This is a genomic window from Rhizobium sp. TAL182, from assembly GCF_002117725.1.
Classification (GTDB): Bacteria; Pseudomonadota; Alphaproteobacteria; order Rhizobiales; family Rhizobiaceae; genus Rhizobium; species Rhizobium esperanzae.
In genome coordinates, this window is sequence record NZ_CP021024.1 from 4129112 (window position 1) to 4143931 (window position 14820).

Annotated in this window: 16 protein-coding genes; 8 read left to right on the forward strand and 8 right to left on the reverse strand. The window is 62.0% G+C overall.

The genetic code is table 11. The features are described 5' to 3' along the window. Positions 1-16 precede the first annotated feature (16 nt). The 3 genes from Tal182_RS20550 (at position 17) to Tal182_RS20560 (ending at position 4430) form a co-directional block, all read left to right on the forward strand. Positions 17-211 carry a lipoprotein gene (locus tag Tal182_RS20550; RefSeq protein ID WP_003582619.1) on the forward strand — a complete coding sequence of 65 codons (195 nt, stop codon included), beginning with the start codon at positions 17-19 and terminating at the stop codon, positions 209-211. A 12-nt stretch (positions 212-223) separates the two neighbouring features. Beyond that, a complete protein-coding gene (gene lysA / locus Tal182_RS20555) occupies positions 224-1492 on the forward strand; it encodes a diaminopimelate decarboxylase (RefSeq protein WP_085860583.1) in 1269 nt (422 codons plus the stop codon). A gap of 268 nt (positions 1493-1760) precedes the next feature. Beyond that, a complete protein-coding gene (locus Tal182_RS20560; protein ID WP_085860584.1) occupies positions 1761-4430 on the forward strand; it encodes a TIGR02302 family protein in 2670 nt (889 codons plus the stop codon). A 33-nt stretch (positions 4431-4463) separates the two neighbouring features. On the opposite strand, the gene Tal182_RS20565 is transcribed toward Tal182_RS20560, so the two are convergent. From Tal182_RS20565 to Tal182_RS20575, 3 genes are all read right to left on the reverse strand, one after another. Next, the gene (locus Tal182_RS20565) at positions 4464-4823 is read right to left on the reverse strand and encodes a response regulator (RefSeq protein ID WP_010028815.1); all 360 of its coding nucleotides are present in this window, start codon (positions 4821-4823) and stop codon (positions 4464-4466) included. Between the two features lie 136 nt (positions 4824-4959). Next, positions 4960-5502, reverse strand: coding sequence for a hypoxanthine phosphoribosyltransferase (gene hpt, locus Tal182_RS20570; RefSeq protein WP_064805282.1), 543 nt, complete (start codon positions 5500-5502; stop codon positions 4960-4962). A 129-nt stretch (positions 5503-5631) separates the two neighbouring features. Then, positions 5632-6285 carry a hypothetical protein gene (locus tag Tal182_RS20575; RefSeq protein ID WP_064806375.1) on the reverse strand — a complete coding sequence of 218 codons (654 nt, stop codon included), beginning with the start codon at positions 6283-6285 and terminating at the stop codon, positions 5632-5634. A gap of 206 nt (positions 6286-6491) precedes the next feature. Between Tal182_RS20575 and ftsE the strand changes: the two genes are divergently transcribed. The 4 genes from ftsE to Tal182_RS20595 all read left to right on the forward strand — a co-directional run bounded on the left by ftsE (position 6492) and on the right by Tal182_RS20595 (position 9831). After that, on the forward strand, positions 6492-7151 hold the full coding sequence (ftsE, locus tag Tal182_RS20580) for a cell division ATP-binding protein FtsE (RefSeq protein WP_064805284.1): 660 nt from the start codon (positions 6492-6494) through the stop codon (positions 7149-7151). Then, positions 7144-8163 (forward strand): ABC transporter permease, encoded by a 1020-nt coding sequence (locus Tal182_RS20585; protein WP_085860585.1) that lies wholly within the window; start codon positions 7144-7146, stop codon positions 8161-8163. The genes ftsE and Tal182_RS20585 overlap by 8 nt, the downstream gene beginning before the upstream one ends. 66 nt (positions 8164-8229) lie before the next feature. Next, complete coding sequence (locus tag Tal182_RS20590) at positions 8230-8946, forward strand: YdcF family protein (protein ID WP_189636981.1); 717 nt, start codon at positions 8230-8232, stop codon at positions 8944-8946. Between the two features lie 87 nt (positions 8947-9033). Beyond that, positions 9034-9831 carry a 1-acyl-sn-glycerol-3-phosphate acyltransferase gene (locus tag Tal182_RS20595; RefSeq protein WP_064811453.1) on the forward strand — a complete coding sequence of 266 codons (798 nt, stop codon included), beginning with the start codon at positions 9034-9036 and terminating at the stop codon, positions 9829-9831. Here Tal182_RS20595 and Tal182_RS20600 read toward each other — a convergent pair whose 3' ends face one another. Continuing rightward, positions 9832-10362: a gamma-glutamylcyclotransferase gene (locus Tal182_RS20600; protein WP_085861008.1), complete on the reverse strand. Its 531-nt coding sequence runs from the start codon at positions 10360-10362 to the stop codon at positions 9832-9834. Between the two features lie 49 nt (positions 10363-10411). On the opposite strand from Tal182_RS20600, the gene Tal182_RS20605 reads away from it, so the two are divergent. After that, positions 10412-11428: a DUF2125 domain-containing protein gene (locus Tal182_RS20605; protein ID WP_085860586.1), complete on the forward strand. Its 1017-nt coding sequence runs from the start codon at positions 10412-10414 to the stop codon at positions 11426-11428. Here Tal182_RS20605 and Tal182_RS20610 read toward each other — a convergent pair. The 4 genes from Tal182_RS20610 to Tal182_RS20625 all read right to left on the reverse strand — a co-directional run bounded on the left by Tal182_RS20610 (position 11425) and on the right by Tal182_RS20625 (position 14774). After that, positions 11425-11844, reverse strand: a complete 420-nt coding sequence (locus Tal182_RS20610; RefSeq protein WP_064805294.1) for a GNAT family N-acetyltransferase — start codon at positions 11842-11844, stop codon at positions 11425-11427. The genes Tal182_RS20605 and Tal182_RS20610 overlap by 4 nt on opposite strands. A 9-nt stretch (positions 11845-11853) precedes the next feature. Next, a complete protein-coding gene (locus tag Tal182_RS20615) occupies positions 11854-12780 on the reverse strand; it encodes a prephenate/arogenate dehydrogenase family protein (protein ID WP_064811456.1) in 927 nt (308 codons plus the stop codon). Then, entirely contained in the window at positions 12777-13874 is a 1098-nt protein-coding gene (hisC, locus tag Tal182_RS20620) for a histidinol-phosphate transaminase (RefSeq protein WP_170965834.1), read from the reverse strand. Before hisC ends, Tal182_RS20615 begins: the two co-directional genes overlap by 4 nt. A gap of 123 nt (positions 13875-13997) precedes the next feature. After that, entirely contained in the window at positions 13998-14774 is a 777-nt protein-coding gene (locus tag Tal182_RS20625; protein WP_085860588.1) for a class I SAM-dependent methyltransferase, read from the reverse strand. Between the last annotated feature and the right edge of the window lie 46 nt (positions 14775-14820).

Below are 14820 nucleotides of genomic sequence, written 5' to 3' on the forward strand. Positions count from 1 at the left end.
GCACAAGAGGATATCCATGCAGAAGAGCTTGCCGCACCTCATCCGCCTGACGGCGGTGCTCGCCGTCATCGGCCTTGCCGTTGCCGGATGCGGACGCAAGGGCGATCTCGATCCGCCGAGTGCTGCGGCGACGAAGGAAGGCGACGTTTCCAAGCCGACGAAACAGCCCGGCACCGTCGATAAGCCCTTCCTTCTTGACCCTCTCCTTTAAGGCGCGCGCCCCGTGAACCATTTCGATTACCGCGACGGCATCCTTTACGCCGAGAACGTCCCCGTTCCCGAGATCGCCAAGGCGGTCGGTACGCCGTTCTATGTCTATTCCACCGCAACGCTGGAGCGCCACTATCGCGTCTTCTCCGAAGCCTTCGCCGATGTCGACTCGATGGTCTGCTACGCGATGAAGGCGAACTCGAACCAAGCCGTGCTGAAGACCTTGGGACGCCTCGGCGCCGGCATCGACGTCGTCTCGGAAGGCGAACTGCGCCGTGCGCTTGCTGCCGGCATTCCGGCGAACCGCACCATGTTTTCGGGCGTCGGCAAGACGCCGCAGGAGATGGATTTCGCGCTAGAGGCCGGCATCTACTGCTTCAATGTCGAATCTGAGCCTGAGCTCGAGATCCTCAACCAGCGCGCCGTCAACGCCGGCAAGAGAGCACCGGTCTCCTTCCGCATCAATCCGGATGTCGATGCCAAGACGCATGCGAAGATCTCGACTGGCAAGAAGGAAAATAAGTTCGGCATTTCCTGGGATCGCGCCCGCGCCATCTATGCCCATGCCGCCAAGCTGCCGGGGATCGATGTCACCGGCATTGACATGCATATCGGCAGCCAGATCACCGAGCTGCAGCCCTTCGACGACGCCTTCAAGCTGCTGCGCGATCTCGTCGCCACGTTGCGTGCCGACGGCCACGCCATCCATCACGTCGATATCGGCGGTGGCCTCGGCGTTCCCTATAAGGATGACAACAATCCGCCGCCGCTGCCCGATGCCTATGCGGCGATCGTCAAGAACCAGCTGCGCGGTCTGAACTGCAAGATCGTCACCGAACCCGGTCGCCTGATCGTCGGCAATGCCGGCATTCTCGTCACCGAAGTTCTTTATGTGAAGGACGGCGGCGAGAAGACTTTCGTCATCGTCGACGGTGCGATGAACGACCTCATTCGCCCGACGCTCTACGAGGCCTATCACGAAATCCGTCCGGTGACGATTTCGGCGGCAAACGCGCCGCGCATCCGCGCCGATGTGGTCGGCCCCGTTTGCGAGACCGGCGATTATCTGGCGCTCGACCGCGAAATGGCGATGCCGAAGCCCGGCGATCTGATGGCCGTCAGCACTGCCGGCGCCTATGGCGCCGTCCAGGCCGGCACCTATAACAGCCGTCTGCTGGTGCCCGAGGTTCTGGTCAAGGGCAGCGATTTTCATGTGATTCGCCCGCGCAGGACCTATGCCGAGCTGATCAGCCTCGATTCCGTTCCGGCCTGGCTCGACTAGAGCATGTCGCGCAAAAGTGTGAAGCGGTTTTTCGATAACGACAGGCGTAAAACAAAGAGTTAAAGCGCAAGAAGCGAATCTGAAAGACCACGACGCGCTTTAGCAGCAACATCACTTTTCGGCGAATAAACGTGAAAAGGCGGTATTCCTGCCCGTTCGCCCTCGCCTTCGCCACAAAGAGTGTTATCCTTTCGTTCATGAGCGTATTGCCCCGCAATCGCCGGAAGCGCCTTCTGTACCAGAACGCCAGATCGCGGAGACCGGACCGATGACAAGCCCCTCGAGGCAGAGGAAGGGTGCATTCGCGCTCCGCCCCTCGCTTGCCCGGCTGGTAACGACAAAACGCCTGCTGGCGCGCACCGTGCTCTTCTTCGAGCAACTGCTGCCGCTGCTGATGCCGGTCCTCTGCATCGTCGCCATTTATCTCTCGGCCTCCTGGTTCGGCATCTTCCGCAACGTGCCGGACTGGCTGCGCATCTTGCTGCTGATCGCCTTTGCCGCGGCGTTCCTCGTCTCGCTTGTCCCCTTCCGCCATCTGCGCTGGCCGAAAACCGCTGAAGCCGATCGCATGCTGGAAGAGCGCAATGGCCTGCCGCACCAGCCAGTTTCGGTCCAGGAAGACGAGCCCGCCTACAACACGCCCTTTTCGCGGGCACTTTGGCGTGAGCACCAAGTGCGCATGGCCGAAAAGATCGCAGCACTCGATGCCGGCATGCCGCAGCCTGATATCGCCGCACATGACCGCTTCGCCCTGCGCGCCATCCCTGCTCTGCTGCTCGTCACCGCTTTTGGCTATTCGCTGTCGCTCAACGGCGGCTCGGTCAGTGACGCATTGCAGTCAGCGCCCGAGCAGGTGGCGGTCGATCCGGCGGTGCGTATCGACGCCTGGGTGACGCCGCCCTCTTATACCGGTCGCGCGCCGGTTTACCTGACCGCCGACGGCAGCGAACAGGCGCCGATCGGCATTCCGCAGTTTTCCGGTCTCACCGTGCGCGTCAGCGGCGGAAAGACGGCCGAAAAGGTCGTGTTCCGCAAGGCGAACGGCGAGGCGCGGGATATCGCCGTACAGACCGACACAAGGCCGCAGCAGGCAAGCGCACCTGCCGGCGAGCAGCCGACGGCCGGCGCGCCTGCCAACAATGCCCTCATCGCACAGACGCATGTGATGAAGCTTGAGGAAAATGGCGCGCTCGAGGTCAACGGTCGCCGCTGGAGCTTCGACGTGCTGCCCGACAAGGCGCCTGAAATCGCCTTTGACGGCATGCCGAAGGCAAGCGTCAACGGCGCGCTGGAAATCGGCTTCACCGTCAAGGACGACTATGGTGTCCAGGAGGCCCATGCGGAGATCGTTCCTCTGGAAAACGATCCGGCGGCGACGCCGCTCTATCCACTGCCGGAGTACCGGCTGGATATTCCCCGCCGCAACGCCCGCGACGCCAAGGGCGTGACCAGCCGGACTCTGACCGAACATCCGCTTGCCGGCAAGCCGGTGCGTATTACCCTCGTCGCCAAGGATGCCGCCGGCCAGACCGGCCGCAGCCCGCCCTACGAAATGACGCTGCCGTCGCGGCCCTTCAACGAGCCGCTTGCCGCAGCCGTCGCCGAGGAACGGCAGGTTTTCGCGCTCGATACCCGTAAGATGCCGCAGGCGATCGCGCTGAACGAGGCGCTGACCATCCGTCCCGAGGAGACCATCCCCAAGCTCACCAACTACCTGCTGCTGGAATCGGCCTTGGCCCGCATGAAGCTGGCAAAGGGCGAGGAGGCGCTGAAGGATACGGCCCAGTATCTCTGGGAGATTGCGCTCGGCATGGAGGACGGCGATCTTTCGCTTGCCGAGCGCAAGCTGCGTGAAGCCCAGCAGAAGCTTGCCGACGCATTGGACCGCAACGCGCCCGACGAAGAGATCAAGAAGCTGATGGATGAGCTGCGCAAGGCGATGCAGGACTATCTGACGGAGCTTGCCGAACGCATGCAGAACGCCCCGACGATGCAGCCGAACCAGAATGCGCAGAACATCCTGCGCCAGCAGGATCTGGAACGGATGATGGACCAGATCGAGAATCTCGCCCGCTCGGGCAACCGCGACGCGGCACAGCAGATGCTGTCGGAATTGCAGCGCATGATGAACAACCTGCAGGCTGGCCGGCCGCAGCGGGGCCAGCAGGGTCAGGAAAACAGCGAAGCCCGCAAGCAGATCGACAAGCTCGGCGAGATCCTGCGCGATCAGCAGAAGCTGATGGAAGAAACCTTCCGCCTCGATCAGCAGCTCAAGGACCGTATGCAGCGTGGCGAATCCGATATGGGCGAAAACGATCCACTGCTCGACGAGATGATGCCGGGAGAGAATGGCGAGCCGCAGGATCAGCAGCAAGGGCAGCAAGGCCAGAGCCAGCAAGGTAAGGGCCAGCAACCTTCCGACCAGATGACCGCCGAGCAGCTCAGGGAAGCACTGAAACAGTTACGCGCCCAGCAGGATGCCCTCGGCAAGCAGCTCGGAGAATTGCAGAAGAAACTCGGCGAAATGGGCATGAAGCCCGGCCCGGGCTTCGGCCAGGCCCAACGCGAGATGGACGGCGCCGGCCGCGAGCTCGGCCAGGGCCGCGGCGACACGGCCGTCGAGAGCCAGGGCCGTGCCCTGGAAGCCCTTCGCCAGGGTGCCCGCGACATGATGAACCAGATGATGCAGGCGCAACGGGGCCAGCAGGGACAGGGCCCGAACGGCCAGGTCGGCCAGGGCGATCAGAACGGCCGGGATCCGTTGGGACGGCCACGCATGACCAACGGCTATATCGAGGACGATGGCGTGAAGGTGCCTGACGAAATCGACGTTCAGCGCGCACGCGAAATTCTCGATGCGATCCGCGAGAAGCTCGGCAACAATCCGCCACAGGAAATGGAACGGCGGTACCTCGAACGGCTTCTGGACATCCAGTAAGCCTCATACCGCCGTCAAAGATAGCCGCGCGCTTTAAGCGACGAGTGCCCGGGCGACAGCCTTGCGTATATCGGGAAGCGCAAATGGCTTGGCGACGACGTCGATGATTTTTTCTGCAAGATCGTCGGCGCGCTCGCGCTGCTCGGCATAACCGGTCATCAGCAGGATCTTCAAAGCAGGGAAGGCGTCTTTCGCCTGATGGGCGAGTTCGATGCCGTCCATCACGGGCATGCGGATATCCGACAGCAGCAGATCGTAGACCCCGTCCTTCAGCTTCTCCAGCCCCTCGGCGCCGTCGGCCGCCTCATCGGTCTCATGACCGTCGAGCCGCAAGGCCCGGGCTACGAAAGACCGCAGGGAATCCTCGTCTTCCGTAATCAGAATTCTTGCCATATGTGCATTGCTCCGTCTTCAGCCCCGCGACGGAAATCACCAGACTTTCCTTTTCGATCGGTAAAGATGGCGAAGCGATGGACGAGATGGTTAACAACCCGTCTTCACGCGGCAATGACGCGACGCCCGCATTCCGTCAGGCGTCGCCGGTCACCACGCCGACGAAGGGGAGTTCGCGAAACGCATAGGCAACGTCCATGCCGTAACCGACGACGAAGTAATCGGGACATTCGAAGCCGACATAATCGGCCTCCAGCTTTTCCTTGCGCTTGACCCGCTTGTCGAGCAGCACGGCGATCGTCACGTTGCGCGCGCCACGTTCGAAGAGCAGCTCCTTGGCAAAGAGCAGCGTCCGGCCGGACTCGAGAATATCGTCGATCAGGAGGACGTCTCGGCCATGCACGTCGCTGTCGATATCCTTGACGATGCGCACCCCCTGGGAAACCGTGCCGGTGCCGTAGCTCGACAGCGTGATGAACTCGACCTCGGGAGCAAGCCCGGTGTCGTGCAGGGCGCGGATCAGGTCGGCGGCGAAGATGAAGGAGCCCTTGAGCACGGCAATAACGAGCAGGTCCTTGGTCGGGCCGTTGGCGATCTCCCGCGCCATCGCATGATTGCGCTCCGCGATCTGCTCGGCGGTGAAGAGCGGCTCGATGTTTTTTCCGCGCACGACAGGCATAAGGGCTTGCTCCATAAAAAGAAGGGTAAGCCGTTAGCACATATGCGCGCCTGAAACAGCCTCGCCGTTCATGAAATCAACGGGATTGGCCCGCCCTGTGGCGGAAAGCCATCACGAATCCGGTTATTTCTACGGCAGGAAGGAAAGCCGAACCTCCGGCAATTTTCCGCCGGCGTGCTGGACTCGCGCCGAAAAACCACGGCTTTGGCCGTCATAGATGACGTCGGCGGGCGGATCAATGACGACGCTTGCCGTCAGCCGTTCGTCTGCCACCAGATCGGCGCGGATCGGATGCACCGTCTGCGTCGTGCCGCTTTCGTTTTCGATGATGCCGTTGACGACGAGCACACGCATGCCGTTCGCATCACGCGGCGTCACGGTGACATGGGTGAAATGCAGCGGCGCTCCGGAGGAGGCGCCCGCGGCGGAAAGGCCGGAAAAGCCGCCTGCGAGCCCGAAAACGAGCACGGCAAGCGCCAGTACCAGCACCGCGAAGCTGCGCAGCGACGCCCGCTGCAGCCAGGATTCCGCCCTTCGCAGAGCGGAAGCAGTCATCGCCAGCAGGAACGGCGGCCGTGCGGCGCGCGCTGCCGCCATGCGCCTGCTGTTGTCGTTATGGATCCTGGAGCTGAAGTCCTTCGGCCGGGTTTTGCCGACCGTCACGAATTCGGCGTCGGAAATATCGGCAGGACGTGTCGAACGATACTGGCGGCGCGCGGGTTCGGGCGGCAGGAAATCATAGGCCTGGCCCGGTGTCCGGCGGCTGAAGGAGGATGCTTCCATGGTGGCTGCCTCGCAGATGTCCACATGGTTTCGCTGCCGCAAGAAATCTTGGCATTGAAACGAATCCTGCTCAGTCGTAAATTTTAATGGTTAATGCTTCGCAAAGATTGCCATCAAACGGGCGTCTTTCCGGCAAAATTTACCGGCTGTTAACGGTGTTGGTTAACAAGTCGCGCGGTGAAACCAAGAACAGACTGAGCTGCCCGTTGATCCACTTCGAGAATGTCGGTTTGCGCTATGGCATGGGCCCGGAAATCCTCCGGGACCTGACCTTCGACATTCCGAAGAAATCCTTTCAGTTCCTGACGGGCCCATCCGGTGCCGGCAAAACCTCGCTGCTGCGGCTGCTCTTCATGTCGCTGCAGCCGACACGTGGCCTGATCCGCATGTTCGGGCGCGACATTTCCGAAATTCCCCGGCCGGAACTGCCGCTGCTGCGCCGGCGCGTCGGCATCGTCTTCCAGGATTTCCGCCTGCTCGACCATCTCACGACCTATGAAAACGTCGCTTTGCCCTTGCGGGTGCGCGGCAAGGAGGAAAGCTCCTACAAAACCGATGTTCTGGAACTCTTGAAATGGGTCGGGCTCGGCGAACGCATCAACGTGCTGCCGCCGGTCCTCTCCGGCGGGGAGAAGCAGCGCGCCGCCATCGCCCGGGCGCTGATGGACCGGCCGGAAGTCCTGCTGGCTGACGAGCCGACGGGCAATGTCGACCCGCCGATGGCGAGGCGCCTGCTCAATCTTTTCCTCGAACTCAATCGGCTTGGTACGGCGGTCGTGATCGCCACCCATGACCTGACGTTGATGGAACAGGTGGAAGCCCGCCGTATGATCCTCTCGGAGGGGCATCTCGATATCTATGACTGAGCCCCCGTCCAGGAACCGAGAGAAGGCGTCGGCCCAGCCTGCCGCCCAGCAGAAGCGCCCGGAAATGCGTGTGCGCCCGACCGCGCCGATCCTGCCGCCCTCCAATATCCAGGGCAATGCCCTGGTGGTGGTCATATCGATCATGGCCTTTCTCGCCTGCCTGACGCTCGGCGGCGTCAGCATGGTGCGTTCGACGGCGGCAAGCTGGGAGAGCCAGATCTCCCGCGAGATCACCATCCAGATCAAGCCGGACGACAATCTCGATATGGAAAAGGCGCTGACGCAGGCACGCGACCTGGCGCTGACCTTCGTCGGCACCAAGAGCGGCCAGATCGTCGACGAGGCAGCCACCGCCCGGTTGCTCGAACCCTGGCTCGGGCCTGGTCTTGATCTCAAGGATCTGCCTGTTCCCCGTCTCGTCGTCATCACCATCGACGAAAACAATCCGCCGGATTTCGATGCGATGCGGGGCCTCCTGAAGGACAGCATCCCGCAGGCGAGCCTTGACGATCACCGCACCTGGGTCGACCGGCTGGTCTCCATGGCGCATACGACGGTGCTGATCGGCACCGGCGTCCTGCTCCTGGTTTTCTCGGCCATGGTGCTGACCGTCGTCTTCGCCACGCGCGGCGCGCTGTCGGGCAACCGCCACATCGTCGAAGTGCTGCATTTCGTCGGTGCCGAGAGCTCCTTCGTCGCTACTGAATTTCAGAAGCATTTTCTGAAGATCAGCCTCAAGGGCTCGGCGATCGGCAGCGCGCTTGCGGCTCTTTTCTTCGCCACCGCCGGCTTCTGGCAGAGCCGCACGCTGGCCACGCCGGAGACGGATCAGGCGACGGCGCTATTCGGCACCTTCTCCGTCGGCGTACTCGGTTATGCCGGCATCTTCGCGACGATGATCGTCATCGCGCTCTTGACGACCGTCACGGCGCGGCTGACCGTCATGCGGACGATCTATGAAATCGATACATTGCGTTCGGACCCGACACGCACCGACGGCATCGCAAGTTGATCGTGCCATGCCGTTTTATCGTGAAAGCGTCTGTTCCGCGCCGCAATCAGCGTATAATCACGATTCATGACCATGGGCGATACGACACGCAATCCGATTCGGCAGGACCCGGAGCTTGATCGTCCGGCGGGCCTGCCGCCGCGGCGCGGTCCGATCCGCCGCCTGCTGCGCTGGGGCGGCTTTGGCTGCGTTCTGGCAATCGCCCTGGTGTTCGGCGGCTTCCTGCGGTTTGCCGATTCCGTAACCACGCTCAAGCCACCGGTCGAGCCCAAGGCAGACGCGATCGTCGTGCTGACCGGTGGCTACCAGCGCATCGACCAGGCCGTGGAACTGCTGCAGAAGGGGGCGGGCAAACGACTGCTGATCTCCGGTGTCCACCCGACGACGACGCCGGCGCAGATTCGCAAGATGACGCAAGGCCCGGCCGATCTTTTCTCCTGCTGCGTCGATATCGGCCATGACGCAATAGATACGATCGGCAACGCCGAGGAAACCTCCAACTGGATCCACGCCAGGGGATACAGAAGCGTTCTCGTCGTCACCAACAATTATCACATGCCGCGCAGCCTCGCAGAACTCTCCTATGTCGATCCGGACATCGAGTTCATCCCCTATCCGGTGGTCAATTCGGATTTGAAGACCCGCAACTGGTTTACCGACCCGAACGCGATGCGCGTCATGCTCGCCGAATATGCAAAGGTGCTGTTAACAGGCGCCCGAAATATCACCGGCTTCGGCCGTCACACCGGACTGCGCTCGGCAAGCGTATCCGCCGCAGACTGAGCTTTTGCATCGAGGCCGCATCAAACGCTTTTTATGACCGGCAATATCGTGTAGGCCGGTCGCATGAGCCTGCCTCGGGATAATTTTATGATCGCCCTGCGTTCCGTCCTCTTCAACACGATCTTCTACGCCAATCTCATCATCCGGATGATCGTGCTCTCGCCCTATTATTTCGTGGTGCCGCGGCTGACGGCCTATGCGATTCCGAAGAATTGGGCGCGCTCCAATCATTGGCTGATGCGCATGATCGTCGGCACGACCTTCGAGATCGAGGGGCTGGAGAACCTGCCTGAGGGCAGTTTTATCCTGGCGCCGAAGCACCAGTCCTTCTGGGACACCTATGCGCTGCTGCCCAATCTCAAGGATCCGGTCTACATCCTGAAGCGCGAGCTGATGTGGATTCCGCTCTTTGGCTGGTATGCGAAGAAGCAGCGCATGATCCCGGTCGACCGCGGCGCCCGCGGCAAGGTGATGGTAGAAGTGCTGAAACGCACCAAGGAAGAGCTTTCGACCGGCCGTCAGCTGATCATCTATCCTGAGGGCACCCGCCGCCCGCCGGGGGCGGAGCCGGTCTATAAATACGGCATCGCCCGCATGTACCGCGATCTTGGCATTCCCGTCGTGCCGGTTGCGATGCATCCCGGCCTCTTCTGGCCGCGGCGGAGCGTCCGCCGTTATCCCGGCCATTTCAAGGTCAGGATCCTGCCGCCGATCATGCCGGGAATGGATCCCGATGCCTTCTTCGCTCATCTGATCGAGGTCACGGAACGGGCAAGCGACGAGCTCCTCATCGACACCGTCGACCGTAATCCGCATCTGCCGTTGCCGCCAACAGCGGTCGCTCGGCTGACCGAGTTGCGCAAAGTGACGGCGGCGACGGCCTGATCAGCCGGCCCGCAGCCGCTCCACCTCGTTGCCGACCTGCTCCAGCCATGGGTCGCGAATGCCCATCTGTTTCAGGTGCGCAAGCGTGTTGAAGACATAGGTATCGTTCGGGCCTGACTGTCCTCTGGCCTCGTTCACAACCCGCGCGGCCGCAAGCGCATCGAGCGTACCGGCATATTGCTCGTGGTCGCGATCAGCGATGTAGGTAACCGCTTCCGTTCGGCGACCGCCGGCAAACTGCAGCCGAACCCGGCGCTCCAGATAGACATTGGTGACGAGTTCGCGGGCACGGAGATATTCGATCACCTCGTCCCATTTGTGCGCCGAAATACGGAACGCCATGCCGCGGCATGCTCCACCCCTGTCGAGGCCGAGAACCAGGCCCGGATTGTCGCGCGTGCCGCGATGAACGAAGGATCGGACGCACAGCGAACGCCGGTAACCATGCACCAGAGCTTCTGCCCGCTCCAGGAACTCGAAGCCCGGATTCCACATAAGCGAGCCGTAGCCAAACACCCAAAATTCGTCCATATCGCACGCCAGACCGGAATCACTTTGCGATTCACCATTGGAGAACATCATGGCAGCGTCAAGCCGATCCGGCAGCAGCCAAACCGGCAACAGCAAGAAATTTTGGTTGCTGGGCGGAGGCATCCTCCTGGTGATCGCCCTTTATACCGGCGGCTGGTTCTATGCCGCATCGGCTTTGAAAACGACGGTGTTGAAAGCAATCGCGCCGCGCGATCAGGCAGGCGTCACCGGCGAATGCTCCGATATCGAATTCCGCGGCTATCCCTTCCGCATCGGTCTGTTTTGCTCCAAGGTCGATGTCGACGACAATGTCAACGGCGTCTCCGCCACCTTCGGCGCATTGCGCTCCGCCGCGCAGGTCTATGCGCCGAGCCATATCGTCTGGGAGCTCGATTCGCCGGCCGAAATCCGCACCACAAACGGCCTTTCGGTTTCGGCTCAGTGGACGAATCTGCAGGCGAGCCTGACGACCAAGCTGCAGGGCGTTGATCACAGCTCCACCGTCATCGAGGGTCTTAAGGCGACGGCAGTCTCCTCCTATACCGGTCAGACCATCAGCTTCGATGCGGCTCGCACCGAAATTCACCTGCGCCAGAACGGCGCCGATCTCGACGGCGCAATCTCGGTGCAGGATGCGAACACCGCGATCAAGGACTGGCCGCAACTCTTCCCGAAACTCTCCGCCAGTATCGATCTCACGATCGCCGGCAAAGCCGGCCTGATTGACGGCAGCGACCCGAACGGCCTCAATGGTTCTGCCGGCGAACTGCGTCGCATCGTCGCCGACATCGGCGACGGTAAGGTGATGACGCTCACCGGCCCCTTTTCCTTCGACGAGCAAGGCTTCCTCTCCGGAAAATTCAAGCTGGAAATCGAACGACTCGGCCCCTGGGGCGACAGCCTGAAACAGGCCTTCCCGGATATTGCCTCGACCGTCAACACGGCGACGAAGATGTTGAAGGCGCTGGCCGGCGGCAGAGACAAGGTCTCGGTCGATCTCGTCGTCGACCGCGGCAATGCCACCGTCAGCGGCTTCATTCCGCTCGGTCAGATCCCGCCGATCTAATCAATCCGTTTGGTGAAGAACACCTCAGGCACCGATTGCAGGCCAAGCAACTCGATCGCGCCCGTTTCGGTAAATCCGTTGCGGCGATGCCAGTCCTGCGGCCGGCTCTCGTCGCATTCGCTCGACGTCATCAGCAGCCGGGCGCCCTCGCCACGCATGGCCGCTTCCCAGGCGAGAAACAGTGCGGTGCCGACGCCCGACCGGCGATTGCCGGGCAGAACGCGGATCATCTCCATATAGGGAACCCTGCCCCAGAAGCGGGAGAAGCGCAGGAAGCCGACGATCTCGCCGGACTCCCTGGCAATCAGGTATTCGCCAAGCGCCACGCATCGCGATACCCACGCCTTGCCGGCACCGGCATCCTCGCGAGCCAGCCAGTCGATATCCGCCTGACTTGCGCTCGCCACCTCCACCATCGCGAGAGTCTACTTCTTATCAAGCGGGTGGGGGCGGCCGAAATCGGGCGCGTCAACATCCTGGCCAGCCTGGATAATCGAGCGACGGATGGCGCGCGTGCGGGTGAAGAGTTCGAAAATCTTGTCGCCTTCACCCCAGCGGATCGCGCGCTGCAGATAAGCGAGATCTTCTGAGAAGCGCGCCAGCATTTCGAGGATCGCATCGCGATTGTGCAGGCAGACGTCGCGCCACATCGTCGGGTCGGAAGCGGCAAGTCGGGTGAAATCGCGAAAGCCGGAGGCCGAATATTTGATGACCTCGGACTCCGTCACCGTCTCCAGATCGTCGGCGGTGCCGACGATGTTGTAGGCAATGATATGCGGCAGGTGCGAAACGATCGCGAGCACCTTGTCGTGATGCTCCGCATCCATCTCGTCGACCTTGGATCCGAGCGCTTCCCAGAAGCTGCGCAGCCGCTTCAGCGCCGTCTCGTCGGTTCCCGGAACGGGCGTGAAGATGCACCAGCGACCTTCGAAGAGGCCGGGGAAACCGGCATCCGGGCCGGATTTTTCCGTGCCGGCCAGCGGATGACCGGGGATGAAATGCACGTGGTCGGGCATATGCGGCTGCATTTGCGCGATCACCGATGCTTTGGTGGAACCAACATCGGTGACGATTGCCCCCGGCTTCAGGCTGCCGGCGATTTCCTTCGCCACGCTTTCCGAAGCGCCGACCGGAACCGAAACGATGATGAGGTCGGCATCTCGAACAGCATCGGCCGAAGAGGTCGTATAACGGTCGCCGAGGCCGAGCTCTTCGGCGCGCTTCAGCGTATCGGCACTGCGCGTTGCGACGACGATCTCTTTGGTAAGCCCGAGCCGCCGGATATCGTGAGCAAGCGAAGAGCCGATCAGCCCGATGCCGATCAGCGCGATGCGATCGAACAGCACGCTCATGCCTGCCGTCCCATGAACTCACGCAGCGTGGCGATGACGCCGCGATTGGCCTCTTCAGGACCGATGCTCATCCGCAGCGCATTGGAAAAGCCGTAGCTGCGCACGGCGCGCAGGATGTAGCCGCGGCTCGTCAGGAGCTCGTCGGCATCGGCCGCGCGCCTGCCGTCGACGTCAGGAAAATGAATGAGCACAAAATTGGCGACGGAGGGCGTCACTTTCAGCCCGATCGCTTCGAGGGCCTCGGTGAGCGTCTCCACCCACATCTGGTTGAAAGAGACGGCCTGCTGGACGAAGGCCTGGTCGCGGATGGCCGCGGCACCGGCGGCAATCGCGGCCGCATTCAGGTTGAACGGAGCGCGGACACGGTTCACGGCGTCGACGATCTCCGCGGGCGCATACATCCAGCCCACGCGCAGAGCCGCAAGACCGTAGGCCTTCGAAAAAGTGCGGGTCATCACCACGTTGGAACTGAACGATACAACCTCGATGCCGGCTTCATAATCGTTGCGGCGCACATATTCGGCATAAGCCGCATCGAGCACAAGCACGACGTGTTTCGGCAGGCCGGCCTGCAGACGGCGGATTTCGCTGACCGGAACATATGTACCGGTGGGGTTGCCTGGATTGGCGATGAAGACGATCTTCGTCCTTTCCGTCACCGCTGCCAGGATCGCATCGACGTCGACGGTATAGTCCTTCTCCTTGACGACGACGGGCGTGGCACCCGTGCCCATGATCTGGATCTTGTAGACCAGGAAGCCATGCTCGGTGATGATGCCTTCGTCGCCGGCGCCAAGATAGACATGGCAAAGCAGGCCGAGCAGCTCGTCGGAACCATTGCCGCAGAGGATGTTTGCCGGATTGAGGCCTTGCACGGCGGCGATCGCCTCGCGCAGTTCAATTGCCTGCCCGTCGGGATAACGTCCCAGATTGTCGGCAGCTGCCTTGACGGCGGCGATCGCCTTCGGGCTGGCGCCGAGCGGCGTTTCGTTGGAGGAAAGCTTGTAGACGCGGGCAACACCCGGCGCGTGTTCCTTGCCCGGCACATAGGATGCGATATCGAGAATACCGGGACGCGGAACGGGCTTGCTCATCTCAACGCTCATGGGTCGACCTTGGATTTTCCGGAAAATGACCAAGTGGCATTAAAGCGGAATGTGATTGTTGTCGAGAGGCATGGGCGTGACACAAGCAGAAGGAGAATATCATTATGATATTCAGCTGTTGCGTGTTGTCGGTACGCCGTGCGGCGCGAGAACGGGCACGAAGACGCGGCGGGAGGCACGGGCGGCGACCGGCAACCCCTGATAGAGCCGCTTCTGCGCCTCGACGATGATGACACCCGAAAACGCCGGCCATAAGGTGCGGCCGATCCGCTCGAAGGCGCGGCGAAGGCGCAGGATGGTCCTGAGCTTCGAGGGCGGAAAGAACAGCGCTTCGGCGGTCGCACCCGGCGTGAAGTTGGTCTCGCGCAGCAAATGCGTCAGCTGGCCCCGGGAATAGGGCCGGCCCGAACCGAAGGGGGTGTGTTCCATGCGGGCCCAGACTCCGCGCCGGTTCGGCACCACGATAACAAGCCGCCCGCCCGGCGCCAGCACCCGCCAGAGCTCCTTCAGCGTCTCGCGCGGGCTTTCCGCGAACTCGAGTGAATGCACCATCAGCACCCGGTCGATCGAGGAATCCGGCAGCGGCAGTTCCTCATCGAAGATAAGCGTCGTCGACGACAGCGAGCCCATCGGCCAGTTCACCGCGCCCTGTCCAGCCGGCATGAAGGCGAAGGTGCGTTCGGTATCCGCCTGGAAGCGATCGAGGAAAGGCACGGCGTAACCGAGCCCGACGAGACGCTCCTGCGGCAGGCGCACCCAGAGCGACGAAAGCGCCATGGCGATCGACTGCTCGGCAAGACGCCCGAGGTCGGAGTGATAGAACTGACGTAGGTCGACGATATCGGCGTGCATTGCGATAAATGTTATCAGCGGGTGGTTGGACTTCAAGGCCGGACTCTCTACATTCCCGCGAGAGTCGTGGGACAAGGGATTG